A 19471-nucleotide genomic window follows, 5' to 3' on the forward strand; every position below is an offset into this window, starting at 1 on the left:
GTTGCTATACACGCTCTTGATTCCCATGGATTACGACATTTGGTTCAACGGGTCGTTCGTACCTTACGAAGACGCGCAAATCCACGTACTTTCTCACGTCGTACACTACGGCTCGTCGGTGTTTGAAGGCATCCGGTGCTACGAGACCGAGCAAGGGTCGGCGATCTTCCGTCTGGAAGAGCACATGAAGCGCCTGCAGAACTCGGCAAAGATCCATCGTATGGAGGTGCCTTACGATTTGGAGACGTTGAATCAGGCGGTTATCGACACCGTCGAGCGAAGCGAACTGGCTGAGTGCTACATCCGCCCGGTTGTGTTTCGCGGCATGGGGCCCATGGGGGTGAACCCCCTCGAAAACTCGGTGGAAACAGTCGTTGCTGTGTGGGAATGGGGAAAGTATTTAGGTGAAGAGGCGCTAGAGCAAGGCGTTGATGTAGAGGTCGCAAGCTGGAATCGGATGGCCCCCAACACGCTTCCGGCGATGGCCAAAGCAGGAGGAAATTACCTGAACGCGTCGCTCGTCAAGATGGACGCGATCAAAAACGGCATGATGGAGGGCATTATGCTAAGCACCAACGGCTATTTGGCCGAAGGGAGTGGCGAAAACCTCTTCATTGTGAAGGATGGCAAGCTCTACACGGCGCCGGTTGGCCTTTCGATTTTGCCGGGTATCACCCGCGATGCTATTATTCAGTTGGCGCGTGAGCGGGGCTACTCGGTCGAAGAAAAAACCATTCCGCGTGAGGCCCTCTACATTGCCGATGAGCTCTTCTTTACAGGCACCGCTGCCGAGGTGACGCCCATCCGTAGCGTAGACCACTACACTGTAGGGTCCGGGTCGCGGGGGCCCATTACGAAAGAACTGCAAGACGCATTCTTCGACATTGTTGAAGAGGGGAACGATCCGTATGACTGGCTCACCTTTGTAGATGTGCCCGAGTCTGTGACGGCCTAAGAGCCTGCTTTGATTTCTTACTTTGGGCTGCGAGCGGCTCCCGGTGCCCGTGCACTGGGAGCCGTTTTTTATGGCCCAATGCGCCAAAAGTTGAGAACGCATGAAGGGTTGGGAGCGTTGATCACACGTGTTTGACGCAGGGATAAAGACCACTCGTTCACTATCTTGTCAAACAGTAATTCAAGCGCTGTACGCTTCCGTTTAGTCATCAATCAAAGTGAGATGAAAAAATGCTACCACGCGCTACTCCTCGGGAAAATCTGACGGCACAAGCGTCTAAATCAGGCATTTCCATTGGCTACCGGGTGTATCTGGCTATGGAGTTCGTGGTTCTATTTGCCGGGCTTCCCCTTCTCATCTACACGCAGCGTTATGCGTTGGGGGGGCGCGTTGTCCCTATTCTCGTAGTGTTGGCTGTGGGATGTGTACTTGCACTCATGCTGGATCCGTCGTTTGATCGGAAGCGCATGTGGAATGTCCGATCGATTCGGGGCACAGTCCGGCCGATGTTGATGGTGTTCATCCTTGGCATGGTAGGAATGATTGCTGTGTTTGCGTGGCGTCAGCCAGACCTGCTCTGGTCATTCCCCCGCGAGCATACACGCACGTGGCTGCTGCTGATGCTCACGTACCCGCTGCTTTCGGTCTACCCGCAGGAAGTCATCTTCCGCACGTTTCTGTTCCATCGATACGACCCGCTATTTCGGCACGTGCGTGCTAAAATTGCAGCGAGTGGAACGGCTTTTGGCTTTGCCCACATTATTTTTGCCAACTGGACCGCCCCCATCGTGACAGCGCTCATCGGGTTTTGGTTTGCACGCACCTATGCACGCTCGGAGTCTACGTTTGCCGTGAGCGTGGAGCACGTGTTGTGGGGACTTCTGGCCTTTACAGTCGGCCTCGGCTGGTACTTCTACAGTCCGGCTATTTGAGAAGGTGTGCGTTGTGGCAACCGAAACGGGCTACGGCGTTCCAAACCCATAGGAGCCGCGGCGGAGCAACAGCAGGAAAAAGGGCACGCCACAGATGGCAGTGAGCACGCCTACAGGCAGTTCCTGTTCGGGGAGCATGGTGCGTGCGGCCAGGTCGGCCCAGGCAAGAAAGAGCGCCCCGCCAATGAGCGAGAGCGGCACGACGCGCCGGTGGGCCACCCCTGCAAGAAGACGAACGGCATGGGGAATGATGAGCCCGACAAATCCAATGGCCCCTGCCACAGCCACCAGTGCACCGGTAACCAGCGCCGCGAGCACAATGAGCAGTCGCTTCAGTGCTTCAATGGGGATGCCGAGATGGTACGCCGACTCTTCGCCGATAAGCATGGCATCAAGGGGACGTGCTAACGCCAGCATGAGCACCGTGCCGAATGTGGTCGTGACCAGCGGCCAAAGCAAATCGCTCCACTGCGTGCCACTTAACGACCCAAGCAGCCAAAAGAGCACGGCGCGCAACTTTCCCGGATCGGGCGAAGAGAACGTGATGAACGACGTGATGGAGGCCATCAGCGCCGACATAGCTACGCCCGCCAGCAGCAGCCGCGCCACGCTCAGCCGGGCTCCTGTATAGGCAACCAGATACACAATGGTAATGGAGAGGAGCCCCCCCAGAAATGCAGCAAGCGGCATCGAAAGGGCCTGTCCAAGGAGCGGCGGCAAGAACCCAAGATAGAACAGCGATGCGCCTGCCGAGGCCCCGCTTGAAATGCCCAGGATGTACGGTTCAGCCAGCGGATTGCGTACCAGGGCTTGCATGGCTACGCCGATGATGCTAAGTCCACCTCCGACAAGCAATGCCAGCAGCACACGAGGCAGGCGCAGGCTCCACACAACCCGGTCGGCTACCATCGAAGGCTCCGCCATAGGGGGATCTGTCAGGATCCAGTTCACGCTGCGATAAGCCACAACGTGATAGGCATCGGCAAACGATACAGAGGCAGTGCCTACCGAGAGCGCGGCTCCAATGGTGAACAGCGTGCCGCCCAATAAGCCCAGACGAAACAGCAGGGTACGCATGCAGATCGGTTAGTCGGCAGAAGAATCAGGAAGGTCGAGTGAGGGATGAAGCAGCGCTGCTATTCGGTACGCCCCCTCAACCACGCGCGGTCCGGGACGTGCAATGAGGTCTGCGTTAATGGAATACACGCGATCGTTTGCCACGGCAGGCACGGCATCCCATGTAGGATGAAGGCGAAGCAGTTCTTCGGGATCGTAGTCTTCGCCAAACAGACCGATAATCACATCCGGAGCCGCTTCCAGTACAAACTCCTCGTTCAGTGTAGGGGCTGCCGAGGCGAAATGATCGGTGATGCTCTCGCCTCCGGCCGCTTCTATGAGCGTGTGGACGTAGCTGCCATCGCCGAATGCATAAAGTGTGTCATCTCCCACCAAGACCAGCACGCGTGGGGGGGTCTCCGATGCGGTGCGTGCTTGAAGCGTGTCGAGTGCAGTGCGGAGCGAGTCGGCGGTTGCATTGGCTGTGGGAGCTGTTTCGAAGAGTGTGCCCAACGTGCGGATGCCGTCAAAGATGTCGTCTACGGTGGCAAATGAGAAGAAGTACACGGGCAGTCCCATTTCCTTTAGAGGAGCGGCATCGTCGGGGCTGTTCACCTGGTCGGTGGCTAGCACCAGGTCGGGCTCGTGAGTTACAATCTGCTCGTAGTCAATCGGGAGTGTTTGCACGCGCGGCAGCGACTCAACAACATCGGGCGGATAGTCATCGGATACGGTGGCGGCCACCAAGCGGTCGGCCCCGCTTGCGGCTATGGTGAGCTCAGTCAGATTCGGGGTCAGTGGAATGACCCGGTCTGCCGGAGGGGTTATCTGTACCGAGCGGTCCAGGTCATCGGAAAAAGCGGTTGAATCTGCCGATTCCGTTTCACATCCACCCAACCCTATAGGCAAGGTAAGGAGCAAGAGCACAGGGAGATACGAAGCAAAGCTGCGTAATCGGAAAAAATTCCTCATTGCAATGAACAAGTTGTCAAGTCAAAGGTAATGTTTTCGCCCGTGCAACGCTATAGAAGAGCGCGCATCTGTACGCCGTGGGATCGTTCGTACGTCTTATCTATCATTTGCTGGGAGGCTTCTCATGCAGAAACGCATTTTTGTTGTTGATGACGAACCCAAGATAGGAAACCTGTTCACCAATGTGTTGGAACGCGACGGCTACACAGTAGAGGCCTTCGTGAATCCGGTCAGCATGTTGGATGTACTTGATGAAGAGGAACCGCCCGATGTAATTCTGGCCGACATGATGATGCCGCAGATGACAGGGGTTGAACTGTTGGATGCGCTCAATGATCAGGCGCCCAGCGTTCCGGTCATTATCATGACGGCGCACTCGTCGGTGCAGACAGCCGTTGAGGCGATGCGTCAGGGGGCCTTTCATTACCTGCAGAAGCCCGTCAACCTCGAAGAGATGCGGGCGCTCATCGACAAGGCCATCCGGCTGTACGGGGCGCAGCAGGAACTCGACCAGATCAAGGAGAAGCAGCAGGCCGAGTATCCGATTTCGGGCATCCTCGGCGAGAGCGACCCGATTGTGCAGGTGCGTGAGACGATCCAGACGCTAACCGGCGCTTCCAACACGACCGTGCTGTTCTCTGGCGAAACCGGCACGGGCAAGAATCTGGCAGCCCAGACCTTGCACTACAATTCAGCACGGTCGCGTAAGCCGTTTACCGAGATCAACTGCGCGGCGCTTCCCGATAATTTGCTGGAGGCGGAGCTTTTTGGATACGAGAAGGGGGCGTTCACTGATGCGCGTACCGCCAAGCCGGGCATGTTTGAAGTGGCCGATGGCGGTACGATCTTCCTCGATGAAATCGACTCGATGAGTCTTGCGCTGCAGGCGAAGCTGCTCTCGTTTCTGGAGAGCCGCACCTTTCGGCGTCTTGGTGGCGTGGAAGACCGAACCGTAAATACGCGCGTGCTGTGTGCGACGAACGCCAACCTCGAATCCAGTGTCAAAGAGAAAGAGTTTCGGAAAGACCTTTTCTTCCGCATCAACGTGGTGAACGTGAAGATGCCCGCGTTGCGCCACATGGGCGAGGATGTGATGCTCATTGCGCATGCTCTCATCGAGCGGTTCAACAACGAACTCAAGAAATCCATGCAAGGCTTTACCGAGGCCGCTCGTGAGAAGATGCTCGACCACATGTGGCCCGGCAACGTTCGCGAGTTGCGCAACGTGTTGGAGCGCGCTATGATTTTTGCAAAAGGCGACACGATCGGCGTTGACGATCTAACCCTTGCCCCTCCCGGCCAAATTGGCGATGTGCATGGCACGGCTGGATCCTTCCAGTTTCCGCTTGGACGTACCATCGAGGACCTCGAAAAGACGTACATTCTACGCACGCTGCAAACGCGCAACGACAGCTACGCCAGCATTGCGGAGTCGCTTGGCATCTCGAAAAAAACGCTCTGGGACAAGCGCAAGCGCTACGACCTCGACGATCAGGTGGAGCGGTAACTTTCACGTATACAGTCAGGTATAACGAGTACTTGGTCATGTGTCAAGCTTCGGGTTGCAACGCGCCTCGTTTTAATGTTGTCATCTTGAGCGGAGCGGCTCCGTGTAGGAGGCGTGGAGTCTGACACGAGCGCAGCAAGATCCCGGATCACGTCCGGAACAGGCGAACGCAGTGAGTAAAGATCTCTCTAAATGGGCAGGACCGTTCAATCGCCCAGAGCTCTGCTGAACGTCGAGGAGATGGTTCGGCGTGCTCCGGGCTGGGCCCGTCGCGTGCTCACCATGACAGGTTTTTTGAAGAGGGGTGTCCTCGTCGCGATGTACAACCGGCATGACCTTCGGCCCCTCTGCGTCGCGACGGACGAACAACAACACCGATTCGCAAATACCTTCCTAACACGTTGCAAATACAGATGCCTATGCGTATTCACCGTGGTGTGCTCGGAATACCAAGCCTGTTTCTAAGCCTGCTAGTTATCGTTCTGCTACCGGCGTGTGCCCCCGAGAACGAAGAACCCATACGCATCGGTGCCACGATGTCGGAGTCCGGTGCCTATAGCACGCAGGGTACGGCAGCGCGCAATGGATACCAGCTCTGCGCCGACCACCTCAACGACAACGGCGGACTGCTCGGACGTCCCGTCGAGTTCGTGATTTACGACGATGAATCCGATAGCGATACGGCAGTGCGCCTGTACGAGCAGCTGATCACCGAAGACGACGTTGATGCCATCATGGGGCCCTACGGGTCGACGCTCACCGAAGCAGTGGCGCCGGTCACGGAAGAACACCAGATGGTGCATGTGTCGCCCCTGGCCGCGACCTCCTCGATCTGGGAGCAGGGGCGCGAGTACCTGTTCATGGTGCTTCCGCCCGCCGAGCTGTTTCTGGCCGGACTCGTCGACCTCGCCGATGAGCGCGAGCTAACCCGTGTCGCGGTCGTGCACGAAGACGAACTCTTTCCGGAAGCAGCCGGACAGGGGGCCGTGCAACTCGCTGAAGAAGCCGGGCTTGAGGTGGTCGTCGAAGCCACCTATCCTACCGGCACCGAGGACTTCTCCGACATCTTGGCCGAGATCGAGGCCGCCAATGCCGAGGTGGTCGCAATGGCTGCGTCTCCCCTTGACGACTTCATTGCTATGGTCGAGCAGATGCGCGATGCCGAAGTGGATGTGCAGATGTTCGGCACCTCTGGCGCGGTCGATGAGTTTCAGGGCGCCCTTGGCAGCGATGCCGAATACGCCTACGGCCTCTCCGCCTGGGAGCCCAGCCTTCCCTATCCCGGTGTAGACGAATTTGTGGATGCGTACGAAGCCGCGTTCGACCGCGCGCCAAGCTTTCACGCCGCCGGAGGATACGGCAGCTGCCAGCTCTTTGCCGAAGCCGTTGAGAACGCCGGCACCCTGGACGCGGATCCCGTTCGCGACGCCCTGCTTGCGCTGGAGACAACCACCGTGTTTGGTCCGTATGCCGTTGATGAGCGGGGCTACCAGACCGCCAACGAGGGCACGTTCATCCAGTGGCAAGACGGCGCACGCGTGGTGGTCTGGCCCGAAGATGTTGCCGTGGCCGAGCCCCGCTTCCCCACCCCGCCCTGGAGCGACCGATAAGCCCTCCTGTTCCTGCTGTCTCTCTGTTCAAACCATACGAATCCACACCATGAATCTTGGACTCACCGATCACGTCGCGTTTGTGGCCGGCGCCAGTGCCGGACTCGGCTACGCTGTGGCTGAACGATTGGCCCACGAAGGGATGCAGGTGGCGCTCTGCTCTCGCAGTCAGGAGCGCATCGAAGGCGCCGCGGCCTGCATTGCCGAGGGGATGGAGCAGCCGGATGCGGAGGCGCGTCTGCATCCGATGGTCTGCGACGTAACCGACCCGGTGGCGGTGGATACAGCCATCACGTCTACCGTGGAGCGATTCGGGGCCCTGCACGTGCTGGTGCCCAACGCCGGCGGTCCGCCATCGGGCACAGCGAGCAGCTTCTCGCTCGACGACTGGCAGGAGGCGCTGGACCTGAATCTAAAGAGCACCATCTCGATGTGCCAGACCGCGCTGCCGCACCTGAAAGATGCCGCTGCAGAGACGCTGGCCCGCGTTGTGATCGTCGCCTCCGTATCCGCCAAGCAGCCCATTCCCACGCTGGCGCTCTCGAATACCGCCCGTGCGGGCGTGCTCGGCTACGCCAAAAGCCTGGCTGCCGAGCTGGGTCCGACCGGTATCACCGTCAACACCGTGCTGCCCGGCTACACCAAGACCGCCCGCCTCGACGAACTGGCCGAGTCGAAAGCCGCGCAGACGGGGCAGGCGCGCGAGTCCATCGAAGCCGAGTGGGCGGATGCCAACGCTCTCGACCGCCTGGGCCACCCGGATGAGTTCGCAGCGGCGGTCGCCTTTCTCGCGAGCCAGTGGGGCGGCTACATCACCGGCACGGCGCTACCGGTGGATGGGGGGCGATCGCAGCACCTGTTGTAACATCTGCTACGACACGCATCCCGCCCATCTGACAAACAAAAACCTGACAGGTCATCGATCTGTCAGGTGGATGCATTGCAGAATTTGGCAGTGGTTGCGTCTCTTAGCTGGCGTACTTCACCGAGCATCCGTAAGGCGGGGCCGTGGGGGTGGGGACTGCTTCGCCCTGCAGTGCCGCATCGAGCGTCGATTCTACGTAGTTGGTGGCGTCTTCAATATCAGCAGGATTGGTAGAGGGGGTATCGTCGATACCGCCTTTGTAGATCAACTCGCCTTCTGGGTTGATAATGTACATGTGAGGCGTGGTCTGTGCGCCATACTGCTGACCCACGGTGCCCTCTGGGTCCATCAGGATCGCATCTTGCTGGCCGCCCTCCTGCTCGTTGCGTGCGTTCATCTCATCCGGCGGAAAGTGGCCTTGCGTGCCAGGAGCCGACGATACCACAGAAAGCCACACGACTCCCTGTTCACGATAGGTCGTCTGCAGCTCAGCCATCTTACCGCTGTTGTAGAACTTGGCAACAAACGGGCAGTCAAAGTTTAACCACTCAAGAACCACGTACTGGCCTTCAAAGTCAGACAGGCTGTGGTCCGTGCCGTTCGTATCGGTCAGTGTGAAGCTTGGAGCGGGGGCTCCCACCTCAGGATCATTTACCGACATAGGATGGAAAGCGAGCGCAACAACGGCAAAAACAGAAAGCGCTACAGCGATACTGCGAAACGAATGAAGCATAATGAGCAGGGAAGGTCTTTGAGGACTGAGTGAACAACACATCGTATCACGAAAAACACCGTCGCAAGATCCACTGACGTTTCGGGACTCCACGCTATGGGGACAGGATAGGCGCGTGCAATCTCGTCTGCATGAACGGCTATCGAGCCACATCCGGAAGCAGCAGGCCCCTGTGTAGCGATGGAAGCAATAAAAAAACCTGACAGGTCTTCGAGGCCTGTCAGGTTTAGTTGTGTGATCTTGCGTGTGAGAGACAATTACTCCTCCTGCATCACGAACGAAGGCGAGGCTGAATCGGCATCGGGAAGATCATCGAGGGCGCTCAGTACAATATCCGGGGTGAGTACCTCAGGCAGTACCGTAGGATCGCTGCCATCGCCGGGGTAGAGCACATACAGCGGTACGCCGCTGCGGTCAAACTGCTCAAGGGCTTGCGTGATTTCCGGATCGTGGTTGGTCCAGTCGGCCCGGATAAGGTGTACGCCTTTCTCTTGGAAGGCTTCCTGCACGGCACGGGTATCGAGGGTCGTACGTTTGTTCACCTGACATGTGAGGCACCATGCGGCGGTGAAGTCGATAAAGACGGGTTCCCCCTCGCTCTGCAGGGCATCGACCTGCTCGGTGGAGAAGGACTGCCAGGTTGCATCTGGGGCGTCGCCCGAGGTGGCAGGTGCTGATGCGTTTGCGCCCATAAGCGAGAGACCAATGGCCCCGGCGGCTACGAGTCCGGCAGCAGTGCGCGAGATGGCCCAGGCACGGTCGCTCACCTGAAAGGCGGGCCAGCGACCAATGACCCAGCCGGCGATGCCAAACAAGAGGAAGCCGCCGAGTAGCAGCGCGACGCCGTCGATGCTGACCTGCTGTCCGAAGACCCAGACGAGCCACAGCGCGGTGGCGAACATCGGGAAGGCGAGCACCTGCTTGAACGTCTCCATCCACGGACCGGGACGCGGCAGGCGCTTCAGCATGTTGGGCGAGGCAGACAGCACAAGGTACGGAGCCGCCATGCCCAGGCCCAGCGCAGTGAAGATGCCCATCGCCTCAGGAGCGGTGAGCGTGATGGCGAACCCGAGCGCGGCTCCCATGAACGGCGCTGTGCAGGGGGTCGCTACGATCGTGGCCAGCACGCCCGTCAGAAACGACTCGCTGTATCCGGACGCCTTCTGTTTTACCTCGCTTCCAACCGACGTGAGCTTGAGCCCCACGTCAAAGAGCCCGGCAAGGTTTAGTCCGATACCTACAAAAAGTAGGGCCATGAGCGCAATAAAACCGGGCGACTGCAGCTGAAAGCCCCATCCGATCGACTCGCCGGCTGCACGCAGTGCTAGAAGCAGTCCAGCCAACACCCAGAACGAAGCGACCACGCCGAGGGCGAAGAGTCCGCCATGGCGACGCATGATGCGGGGCGTTTCGCCTGCTTTCTTGGCAAACCCGAGAATCTTCAGCGAGATAACCGGAAAGACGCAGGGCATTAGGTTTAAGAGGAGGCCGCCCATGAAGGCAAAGCCCAGCGCCCAGAACAGCGTCATGCCGCCCGATGATGTGGCTTCTTGCAATGCCGCAAGGTCGCCTTCGAACTCGCCCTCAACGGCTGCATCTACAGCCAGCGCGCGGTGGCGGCTGTCGTCGGTCCAGGCAAATCCTTCGGGGGCAACGACCACGCCACGCAGTGCCTCGGTGGAGCCGTCGGCATACTCTGACGCCTGCAGGGCCAGGTAGAGGGTATCGTCATCGCGCACGACGGGCTGCGGTGCTGTATTCGAGATGGTGCGCTTCTCCTCAGGAAAAAACAGCACGTCGTCCTGAGGGAGATCGGCGCCTGTCAGTTCCAGCACGAAACTGCCGTCGCTGTGATACGCGGCCGCCTCCACCTGATCTATGCGCTGTGGAAGCTGTGCTCGGGTCTCAGCAAACGCATCGGCCCACGTGTCGTTAAGCGCGGGCGCCTCCGCATCCACCTGTAGCGTCGTGCTGATCTCGTCGTAGGCGGATAGGCAAACATCTTCGCAGATCAGCCAGTCGGCGCGCCCTTCAATCGTGACTTCCGTGCCAGCCTCTAGGTCGGCAGGCGGGGTGATGTCGACCAGAAGCATGACCTCATCAGAATATCCGTAGGTCATGAGCGGCCCTTCCTGCTTACGGTCTGGATAGGGCCACTGGATGTCGCCCGCGGTAAATCCTTCGGGCAGATCCCAACTGATCGATGTGGCGAGTCCCGAATCGCCCGAGTTTTTCCAGTAGCTGTGCCAGCCGGGGTCCATCTCCAGGTGGAGAGCGACCGTAAATGATTCGCCGGGAGCCATCGCCTCTACTTCGCTCACGAGCGTGGCGTCGCTGTGTGGGCTCGTTTCATTGCTCTCTTCGGAGGTTGGTTGTGCCAAGAGTGGCAGGCTGCCCACAAGGAGCAGCAAAGCGGCGATCCATACAGGCCGCGTTGTTTTCCAAAAAGAAAGCTGAGGAAGGCAGTTCATAGGCAGAGTACTCGACGTGAATAGAGAGCCCGCGAGGCATATTCAAAACGACAGGACGATGCGCGGGTTCGCTACGCACCGTGAAGGATATCCATAATTGTTACTACAGGCTAGCTTGAGCGTTGGCATTTCTGGCCGTCTGGATGTATGTTTGAGTGGTCATTGGTTTCCCAAAACTGCCCGACGTTACATGCGATATCGTCTGCGACTCCTCGTTCCTGTCCTTTGTTTGTTGCTGGTCGTTCCATTTGGAGCCGAGGCGCAAGAAACGCCCTTTGGCTCTATGGATGTGTTTGATCTGGAATGGGTTACGGATCCGCAAATCTCCCCTGATGGCGAACAGATCGTGTATGTGCGGCGCGGCATGGATATCATGAAAGACCGCCGTACCGCCGAGCTGTGGATGATGGATGCCGACGGCTCGAATCATGTGAAACTAACCGACCGCAGCACCGACGAAACCAGTCCGCGCTGGTCGCCTGATGGGACGTACATTGCGTTTACCGCCGCCACCAACGACGAGGGCACGCAGATCTTTCTGCATTATGTAGATCATCAACGGACCGTCCAGCACACGCAGTTGGATGGGAGCCCGGGCAATATTGCCTGGAGTCCTGATGGCGACTACCTCGCGTTCACGAAGCATGTGTCTGAGGACGCGCCAACAGTCGTTGATCCACCCGAGGCGCCTGAAGACGCCGAATGGGCCGATGCCCCGCGCATCGAAACGCGCCTGGACCACGAGCTGGATGGCACCGGCACGCTGGATTACGGGTACAGCCACGTGTTTGTGGTTTCTGCGGAAAGCGGTCCGGTGCAGCAAGTTACATCGGGCGAATATCACCACGACAGCCAACCGGTGTGGACGCCCGATGGCGAGCATCTCATCTTTAGCGCCAACCGGCATGACAACTGGATGCATGAACGCCGTAACACCGAACTGTATCAGGTGCCCGCCGACAGCGGTGCCGTAGAGCCGCTTACCGACCGCTTTGGTCCCAACCATACGCCCGCCGTATCGCCCGATGGAGAAACGATTGCCTACCTCGGGTTTGACGACCAGGTGCAAACGTATCAGCACACCCAACTGTACACCATGGATCGCGACGGCGAAAACAGCACAGCCGTTCCGCTCGATCTGGAGCGCTCGGTGAGCGATATCACGTGGGATGAAGAAGGAGACGGCCTGTATCTGCAATACGCCAACGAGGGCGATGCGAAGCTGGCCTATACCACACTCGATGGCTCGCTCACCCCGGTTGCAGAGGGACTGGGTGGCACCTACATTGGGCGTCCGTATGCGGGATCCGCCGCGTACTCGGTGTCGAGCGACGGTACGATCGTGTTCAACCAGAGCTCGCTCTATCGACCTGCCGAACTGGCTCGCACGCATCACACCAGCGGCGACGTTGAGCAGCTCACTGACCTGAACGGCGAGTTGATGGAGCGCCGTGCGATGGGCAATGTGGAGGAGGTCTGGTACCGCTCTTCTGACGATGAGTACGACCTGCATGGATGGGTGATCACGCCGCCCGGATATGACAGCGAACAGAGCTATCCGCTCATTGTGGAGTTGCACGGCGGCCCAATTAGTCACTATGGACCGCACTTTGCGCCCGAGCTCCAGCTGTTTGCCTCTGCTGGATACGCGGTGTTCTATCCCAACTTTCGGGGCAGCACCAGCTACGGCGAAGCGTTTGCTAACGAACTGCAAGATGCCTTCTCGGGTGCCGAGTATCAGGACATCATCGACGGGGTAGACTATCTCGTCGAGGAAGGCATTGCAGCTGAAGACAGTCTCTACGTAACAGGCGGAAGCGCCGGCGGCACGGCCACGGCCTGGATTGTGGGACAGACCGACCGGTTCCAAGCGGCTGCGGTGCAAAAGCCGGTCATGAACTGGATCAGCAAGACGCTGGCCGCTGACAATTACTATGCCTATGCCGACTACCGGTATCCGGGGCAGGCATGGGAGAACCCGATGGATTACTGGGATGTGTCGCCGATCTCGCTTGTGGGCAATGTGGAAACCCCCACCATGGTGATTGTTGGCGAGAAGGATCTGCGCACCCCCACCTGGGAGGCCCGTCAGTTGTACCATGCCCTGAAGCTGCGCGATATTGAAACGTTGTATGTAGAGGTGCCCGATACTTACCACTTCATCGCCGACCGCCCCAGTCAGCTGATTACCAAGGTCGATCATATTCTGGCCTGGTTTGAGCGGTATCGGTGAGGTAGCAGGCTGATGAACGTGTTGGAGCGTCTGAAAAAGTTCAGGGCGGCGAGTGCTTCTACGAAGCGCTCGCCGCTTTGCATTTGCATGCCTAACACTGGATAATCCAGCAAACTTTTCTACATCACAATCAGCAAAAGCAAGGTGTGTATGTAGTGTGGGCGACATCTCTTCGAGACGTCTTGTATGCAAGTTCAGAGCTATATTTTGGAAGCTAACCTTAATGGATCGCCTCTCGATTTTGTGATAAGTCGATACTATTCAAGTTATTGAATATGAGATAAGGCCGGCATAGAAACCGCCCCTTTTCATTGTCGGCATACACACTACCCTCAAGGTTTCTGCACTCCTTATTCAACGGTGCGTACTTGCAATGTGTACGTACGGTGTGTGTATTGTATGTGTGTGGTACCGATAACGTCTCGTAATGTAGTGCTGTGGCCGTCTCGTTGCATCCGTTCCGTCTTATTTTGCTTGCGCTGTGTATCCTGCTACAGGCCGTTCCTGTTTCGGCGCTGAGCCTTGACCGTGGCGAGGTGTGCGGCCACGTTGTAGGTGCCGACACCGGAGATCCCCTCGTTAGCGCCACGGTGCATCTCACTGCGTTAAACAGACACGCTGTGGTAGATGGGGACGGCTATTTCTGCATTGCCCGCGTTCCTGCAGGTACCTATGAGCTTGAAGTCCGGCACATTGGAATGGCTACGGTGAACCGAACCGTCACGGTGCAAGCCGGGGAGTCGACAGAGGTGCGCGTTGAGATGACCAGCGAAGTGCTTCAAACGGCGGGGGTTGTGGTAACCGCGCAGGAAATAGGACGCTCCTCTGCGGTAGGCACGGCTTCGCGCATCGACCGCTCGGCGATTGAGCATGTACAGGCGTCAAGCCTGGCAGACCTCCTGGAGCTTGTGCCTGGCCAGTTGGCGAGCAATCCGAGCCTGGCTTCCCCGCAAGAAAGCTTGCTGCGCCAGGTGCCGACCACTGGTGATGCGGCGCGTGCCAATGCACTGGGTACATCGCTTGTATTAGATGGGTCGCCTGTATCTAACAACGCAAACCTTCAGGTTGATGTACCAACGCCTCTGCGCGATGCTACGTCAGACCGCCCCTCCTTTGCATCAACAGCGGGAGGAGGCGTTGACCTGCGCCGCGTAGCCCCAGATCAGATTGAGTCTATCGAGGTGATTCGGGGCATCCCATCTGCACGCCATGGCGACCTTACGGCGGGTATGCTGCTTGTAAACACACGGGCCGGCGCCATGCGCCCGGAGATCCGGTTACGCGCTAACCCAACGACACTTGACCTGGGCACAGCGGCTGGGTGGGAGGCGGGAAGTCGTACGGGGCTGAGCGTAACCGGTAATCTGGCGGCGTCTCAGAACGATCCGCGACAGACTCGCGACAGTTTTGAGCGCCTAACGCTGCAGAGCACGTGGAGTCAGTCGTGGTTAGATAACGAGCGTCTGCAAACTACCGTGCGGTTTTCCGGGCACCGGACCCTCGATGAGCGGCGCCGTGCTCCCGATGATGACCGATATGACCGGATCCGGTACAGCCTTGACCAAGGGATACGCGCCCACCTATCTGGAAACTGGCATCCAGACGCTCAACGGCGCACCGAAATCTCGTGGGATGCCAGCGTAGACTACAGCGAACAAGAGGGCTACTTACAGGAGCGCGTTACGCAGCAAGGGGTGTTTCCGCTTTCCGACGCGCGGGTGGATACCACGCAGCGCGCAGAGTTTGGGCCGTTGTCGTATCTCAGCGAAGTGACTGTACACGGCCAACCGCTTGATGTGTATACGCGCCTCGAAGCCGAACACACTGCCTTCGCGGGGGATTGGGTGCTCATGCCGCAGATCGGAAGTGAGTTGCGCTACAGTAACAACTATGGGCGCGGGCGGCAATTCGACCCACTACGTCCGCCCCGTATGCACTACTCCATGGGCGATCGCCCGCGCAGTTACCGCGATGTACCGGGACTGCCCATCTGGTCAACATACGCTGAGCTGGCAACGCACGGATCGCTTCTTGGGCGTCCGTTTGCGCTGCATACCGGGCTGCGCTACGACAACATCTCGCCAACATCGCTGCACAGCGGACGGTTTGGTGCGCTACTCTCTCCGCGTCTTAACGTACAACTCGAAGTGGTCGATGACTGGGCCGTGCAGGCAGGATACGGACGCATGGCCAAGGCGCCGTCAATGAACTTCTTGTATCCGGGGCCGCGATACTTCGACCTGGTTAACTTCAACTACTACCCGCAAGAACCTGAAGAGCGTCTGCTGATCCTGACAACCCGTGTGATAGAGCCTGACAACACATCTATGCGGGCCTACACCAATGATAAAGCAGAAATCGGGCTTTCCGGAACGCTTGGGAATGCAGATCTCTCGGTAACTGGCTTCAACGAGCAAACAGGAGGGGCTTTTGGCCTCACACTGCTGCCTATCACGTTCACGCTTGATCACTTCGATATCGATGAGTTTCGTGATGGAGCGCCCCCTGTTGTGAGCGAGTCTTCAGCACCGCCCGACACACTTGTGCGGGCGTATCACGCCCCGCAAGCTACGCGTGACATTGACTCCTGGGGCATTGAGTTCACTGCCGACCTGCCCGAGTGGTCTACCCTTCGCACCTCACTACATGTTACCGGGGGCTGGACGGTGACGCAGTTTAACGACCGAGCGCAGGATGTCGATACCAATGCGCTGTTTCGGACCCAACCGCCGCCTGAGCGCATCGGCGTCTACCAAAACCACGGCACCGAACGCGATCGTCTGGTGACGAGCCTGCGCTTCGTGCACCGCGTCCCTGAGGTGGGGCTGGTCGTGTCTATGCTCGCCCAGACGCTGTGGTGGGATCGAGAGCAACGCATTAACACAAACGACCGCCCAATCGCTTATCTCACACGCGAGGGGGACTACGTGCCGTTGTCTCAAGAAGAGGCTGCTGCACCGAAATACGACAACCTGGAGCGGATGCGGAGCGACTCGTACTATCGCACCGAAGACCCCCCACCGCTCTGGCTCTTCAATATGCGGCTCTCTAAGTCGCTGCCCGCCAACCTTGAACTGTCTTTCTTTGCGAACAACGTGTTCGCGAATCGTCCGCTCTATGAGCGAGACCGCACCACAGGGCTGAGCCGCCGCAATCCGCCTCTTTTCTTCGGCGTCGAACTCGTGGCTCGTCTGTAGTTTTCTTTCTTCAACATTGTCCCCGATACACTATGCACAAGCTGAAACTACTTTCCACATTTGCTCTGGCCATCGTGCTGCTTGTTGGGCTCGCCGCCTGCGACAGCGGGATGGACGAGGTTGCTCCGTTTGAGGTAGATGTACGTGTCACATTCCCCGACGACTACCCGGTGTCTGAAGCCGAGGGGGTTACCGTTACTGCTACGAACGACGAGCGCGAAGAGACACAGACGGCGGAAACCAACGCTGCAGGAGTCGCGACGTTTGAAGAACTGGTGCCTGGCCCATATGCCTTTTCGGCCACCCTTTCGATAGAAGGGGAGCGCGCAGCCGACCTGACGGGGTCGCCCGCTCCACGTACGCTCAACGCGAATCTTCCGCTTCAGAACCTGGAGGGCACGCCCTCGGAAGCAATCGAGCTACAGCTCAATGTAGCCGCAGCGGGCACGTTCGTTATCAAGGAGGTTTACTACACCGGCTCAGAAACGCCTGAAGGCGATACCTATTTTCGGGACCAGTTCATCGAGATCTACAACAACACCGATGAGCTGCTCTACGCCGATGGGCTTTACGTAGCCAGCATATACGGAGCGTCGGGCCAGATCAACCCCAATACCGAGCCTACGCCGTTTCAAGATGACCAGGATGCAGCATACGCCAGCAACGTGTGGCGCGTGCCAGGAGGTGGAACCGACGTTCCGGTTGAGCCGGGCGAGAGCCTCGTGATTGCGCAGCATGCTATCGACCATGCTGATGATCCAGACGGAAATCCGGCTAGCCCTGTTAATCTTGGCGATGCGGACTTCGAGATGTACACCGGGCGCGAGCAGGATATTGATGTGGCGGGCGTTTCTACCATGGAGCGGACGTACTTCACCGGAGGATTCTACTCGCTCGTTCCTGTTTTTGGACCGGCCTGGGTGCTTTTCGAAACCGATGACTTCGGTAGCCTGGAGCAGGTACCCGTCCCTGACCTCGATTTTCTGGATCCGCGAATTCGCGTGCCGAATGAGCTGATCCTTGATGGGTTCGAAGCGCTGCAGACCCCAACAAGCGACGACTTCAAGCGCCTCCCGTTGGATGTAGATGCTGGGTTCGTTGCTGCATCGGGCACGTACACGTCGGAGAGTGCACGACGCCTGGTGCAGCGTGAAGTCGACGGACGTCGCATCCTGAAGAACACCAATAACACAGGGAGCGACTTCGAGATCATTGGTACGCCTACGCCGCGTAGCTTCGACTAAACGCTTCGCAAAACACGCCCGGTGCACCCGCCTGATACACGGACACGCCTTTACAGGGCATGTTCAGGCAGATGCGCCGGGCGTACTTGTTTTCTGTACGTGGTTTATGTAGTTCATCATGCGCTTTGCTTTTCAAATCGGACTCGCATGCGTTCTCCTGATAAGCGGGCTGTCACTGACGGCTGGACTTTCCCATCCGGTCGGTGCGCAGCCTCTGACGGTGTCTGATGCAGTGTGGCATAGCCCAACATCAGTCCCTCACTTCGAGCGATACGGCGCGCCCCTGGATGCCGACGTAGGCCTCTGGCGGGCAACGAAAAACCCGGCCGGACTCGCTTCCGCTGTGCTCCCGGATCAAGGATGGGCGGGCCTCTCGTTTGCCGATATAGACGGCCCGCTTCATCGTCCACAACATCCGTCGGGCCTGCAACTGGGACAACTGCAATCAGAAGGCACGGCTACGCTCTCGGGATGGCAGGTCTACGGCGCGTTTGCGTACACGCGTCGCAACGACCGGCGGGTAGAGTGGTCGGCCATTTCGGATCCGCACGACCGCCGCGCCTACGTGTGGGCTGACTCTATCGGAGGCGCGTGGTATCGCAACCACGTCGACCTGGAGGCTGCATTCGCGTCCCCCAAGCTACTCGATCGCGTTTACGGCGGGGTGCGCATCCAGTACAGCGTAGGGCAAGGCGCCCGGCGTAACGACCCCCGCCCGCAGTATCGAACACGCACGGTAGACGTGCAGCCGGGGGTATCCGTTGGTTTGGGGGCGCAGCACGAAGTTGGAGCGCAAGCCGTGCTGCGCTGGCAAATGGAAGAGAATGAGTACGGGTTGTTTACGACCGACGACCCGTTTGTGTATCGTCTCAGAGGCTATGGCACGTTCGACCGTGCTCAGATCGTACGCGGGGAACGCAGAACGTCGGGCCCACGCTACGGAGGATCCGTGCAATATGCAGGCGCTGCGTCTGCGTGGCAGTGGGATGCGGGCATCACCTACACGACCGGAGAAGACGAGGTGCAGGATGGAATCCGGGCTCCTGCTTTTGGGGGCCGTCACAACGTGCAGGAGTTCCAGTTCAGCGGAGCGGCACAACGCAGCCGCTCGGCACTATCTGTGCAGCTGCGCGCCGACGCCGGCTGGTGGGAAGGGCGTGGGACCGATCCGGTGTTTCGTGCGGTCAATGTGATATCGGAGGATGCTCACCTGCAACTTGAAGCCTCTCTGTGGCCTGGCGAACGGCGCGCGCAGGCCAGCTGGGGCATTGGAGCGGCGATCCGGGGCGATGAGGTGCTGCGCCGGGACGTCGTGAGCCAGACGGAGTGGGCTGCAACAGCTCTGCAGACAACGGTTCGGGGATGGATACAGCATCAGATAACCTCTTCATTCGTGGCTCGTGTTCAGCCACAGGTTGGGTACTATCAACCGGTTGCCCACCGCTATGCAGCACAGTCTCCCACGCGTCTGACCTCCGAGATTGTCTACCCGGACTACGCCTACTACAGCACGGCTCGATGGGCTACGCGGATGCACATGGGCATTGGGTGGCGTTCTTCAGGCGCCGACTCGGACCGGCTCCGGCTGTCGGTGACGGGCGACTACAGCCGGGCACAAGCCCCCATCGAAGCATCACGCCGTGCACTCCGCATCACGCTGCACGTGCTTGGGCGATAACCATCTATCTAATTTTCT

Annotated in this window: 13 protein-coding genes; 9 read left to right on the top strand and 4 right to left on the bottom strand. The window is 58.7% G+C overall.

All coding sequences use genetic code 11. The features are described from left to right. Positions 1-25 precede the first annotated feature (25 nt). Together ACZ5AL_RS04480 and ACZ5AL_RS04485 are read left to right on the top strand one after the other, a co-directional pair. On the top strand, positions 26-955 hold the full coding sequence (locus ACZ5AL_RS04480) for a branched-chain amino acid transaminase (protein WP_464512454.1): 930 nt from the start codon (positions 26-28) through the stop codon (positions 953-955). A 230-nt stretch (positions 956-1185) separates the two neighbouring features. After that, on the top strand, positions 1186-1887 hold the full coding sequence (locus ACZ5AL_RS04485) for a CPBP family intramembrane glutamic endopeptidase (protein WP_464512455.1): 702 nt from the start codon (positions 1186-1188) through the stop codon (positions 1885-1887). Positions 1888-1917: 30 nt separating this feature from the next. Here ACZ5AL_RS04485 and ACZ5AL_RS04490 read toward each other — a convergent pair whose 3' ends face one another. After that, positions 1918-2964 (bottom strand): FecCD family ABC transporter permease, encoded by a 1047-nt coding sequence (locus ACZ5AL_RS04490; RefSeq protein WP_464512456.1) that lies wholly within the window; start codon positions 2962-2964, stop codon positions 1918-1920. Positions 2965-2973: 9 nt separating this feature from the next. After that, on the bottom strand, positions 2974-3852 hold the full coding sequence (locus tag ACZ5AL_RS04495; RefSeq protein ID WP_464512458.1) for an ABC transporter substrate-binding protein: 879 nt from the start codon (positions 3850-3852) through the stop codon (positions 2974-2976). Positions 3853-4039: 187 nt separating this feature from the next. Between ACZ5AL_RS04495 and ACZ5AL_RS04500 the strand changes: the two genes are divergently transcribed. From ACZ5AL_RS04500 to ACZ5AL_RS04510, 3 genes are all read left to right on the top strand, one after another. Continuing rightward, positions 4040-5422 (top strand): sigma-54-dependent transcriptional regulator, encoded by a 1383-nt coding sequence (locus tag ACZ5AL_RS04500; RefSeq protein ID WP_464512459.1) that lies wholly within the window; start codon positions 4040-4042, stop codon positions 5420-5422. Positions 5423-5835: 413 nt separating this feature from the next. After that, positions 5836-7032 carry an amino acid ABC transporter substrate-binding protein gene (locus tag ACZ5AL_RS04505; protein WP_464512461.1) on the top strand — a complete coding sequence of 399 codons (1197 nt, stop codon included), beginning with the start codon at positions 5836-5838 and terminating at the stop codon, positions 7030-7032. 49 nt (positions 7033-7081) lie between these two features. Further along, complete coding sequence (locus ACZ5AL_RS04510) at positions 7082-7897, top strand: SDR family oxidoreductase (RefSeq protein ID WP_464512462.1); 816 nt, start codon at positions 7082-7084, stop codon at positions 7895-7897. Positions 7898-8000: 103 nt separating this feature from the next. Here the strand turns inward: ACZ5AL_RS04510 and ACZ5AL_RS04515 are convergent, their stop codons facing one another. Further along, positions 8001-8630 (bottom strand): thioredoxin family protein, encoded by a 630-nt coding sequence (locus ACZ5AL_RS04515; RefSeq protein WP_464512463.1) that lies wholly within the window; start codon positions 8628-8630, stop codon positions 8001-8003. 257 nt (positions 8631-8887) lie between these two features. After that, the gene (locus ACZ5AL_RS04520; protein WP_464512464.1) at positions 8888-11101 is read right to left on the bottom strand and encodes a protein-disulfide reductase DsbD family protein; all 2214 of its coding nucleotides are present in this window, start codon (positions 11099-11101) and stop codon (positions 8888-8890) included. 190 nt (positions 11102-11291) lie between these two features. On the opposite strand from ACZ5AL_RS04520, the gene ACZ5AL_RS04525 reads away from it, so the two are divergent. From ACZ5AL_RS04525 to ACZ5AL_RS04540, 4 genes are all read left to right on the top strand, one after another. Then, positions 11292-13334, top strand: coding sequence for a S9 family peptidase (locus ACZ5AL_RS04525; RefSeq protein ID WP_464512466.1), 2043 nt, complete (start codon positions 11292-11294; stop codon positions 13332-13334). 437 nt (positions 13335-13771) lie between these two features. Then, positions 13772-16531 carry a TonB-dependent receptor gene (locus tag ACZ5AL_RS04530; protein WP_464512467.1) on the top strand — a complete coding sequence of 920 codons (2760 nt, stop codon included), beginning with the start codon at positions 13772-13774 and terminating at the stop codon, positions 16529-16531. A gap of 32 nt (positions 16532-16563) precedes the next feature. After that, entirely contained in the window at positions 16564-17775 is a 1212-nt protein-coding gene (locus tag ACZ5AL_RS04535; protein WP_464512468.1) for a DUF4876 domain-containing protein, read from the top strand. A gap of 118 nt (positions 17776-17893) precedes the next feature. Further along, complete coding sequence (locus ACZ5AL_RS04540; RefSeq protein WP_464512470.1) at positions 17894-19453, top strand: DUF6850 family outer membrane beta-barrel protein; 1560 nt, start codon at positions 17894-17896, stop codon at positions 19451-19453. Positions 19454-19471 lie beyond the last annotated feature (18 nt).

It is taken from the genome of Natronotalea proteinilytica (assembly GCF_055379935.1).

What these genes read in the sequence shown, in the direction of transcription:
- ACZ5AL_RS04480 (WP_464512454.1), top strand. Translation starts at nt 26, where the DNA reads ATGGATTACGACATTTGGTTCAACGGGTCGTTCGTACCTTACGAAGAC.
- ACZ5AL_RS04485 (WP_464512455.1), top strand. Translation starts at nt 1,186, where the DNA reads ATGCTACCACGCGCTACTCCTCGGGAAAATCTGACGGCACAAGCGTCT.
- ACZ5AL_RS04490 (WP_464512456.1), bottom strand. Translation starts at nt 2,964, where the DNA reads ATGCGTACCCTGCTGTTTCGTCTGGGCTTATTGGGCGGCACGCTGTTC.
- ACZ5AL_RS04500 (WP_464512459.1), top strand. Translation starts at nt 4,040, where the DNA reads ATGCAGAAACGCATTTTTGTTGTTGATGACGAACCCAAGATAGGAAAC.
- ACZ5AL_RS04505 (WP_464512461.1), top strand. Translation starts at nt 5,836, where the DNA reads ATGCCTATGCGTATTCACCGTGGTGTGCTCGGAATACCAAGCCTGTTT.
- ACZ5AL_RS04510 (WP_464512462.1), top strand. Translation starts at nt 7,082, where the DNA reads ATGAATCTTGGACTCACCGATCACGTCGCGTTTGTGGCCGGCGCCAGT.
- ACZ5AL_RS04515 (WP_464512463.1), bottom strand. Translation starts at nt 8,630, where the DNA reads ATGCTTCATTCGTTTCGCAGTATCGCTGTAGCGCTTTCTGTTTTTGCC.
- ACZ5AL_RS04520 (WP_464512464.1), bottom strand. Translation starts at nt 11,101, where the DNA reads ATGAACTGCCTTCCTCAGCTTTCTTTTTGGAAAACAACGCGGCCTGTA.
- ACZ5AL_RS04525 (WP_464512466.1), top strand. Translation starts at nt 11,292, where the DNA reads ATGCGATATCGTCTGCGACTCCTCGTTCCTGTCCTTTGTTTGTTGCTG.
- ACZ5AL_RS04535 (WP_464512468.1), top strand. Translation starts at nt 16,564, where the DNA reads ATGCACAAGCTGAAACTACTTTCCACATTTGCTCTGGCCATCGTGCTG.
- ACZ5AL_RS04540 (WP_464512470.1), top strand. Translation starts at nt 17,894, where the DNA reads ATGCGCTTTGCTTTTCAAATCGGACTCGCATGCGTTCTCCTGATAAGC.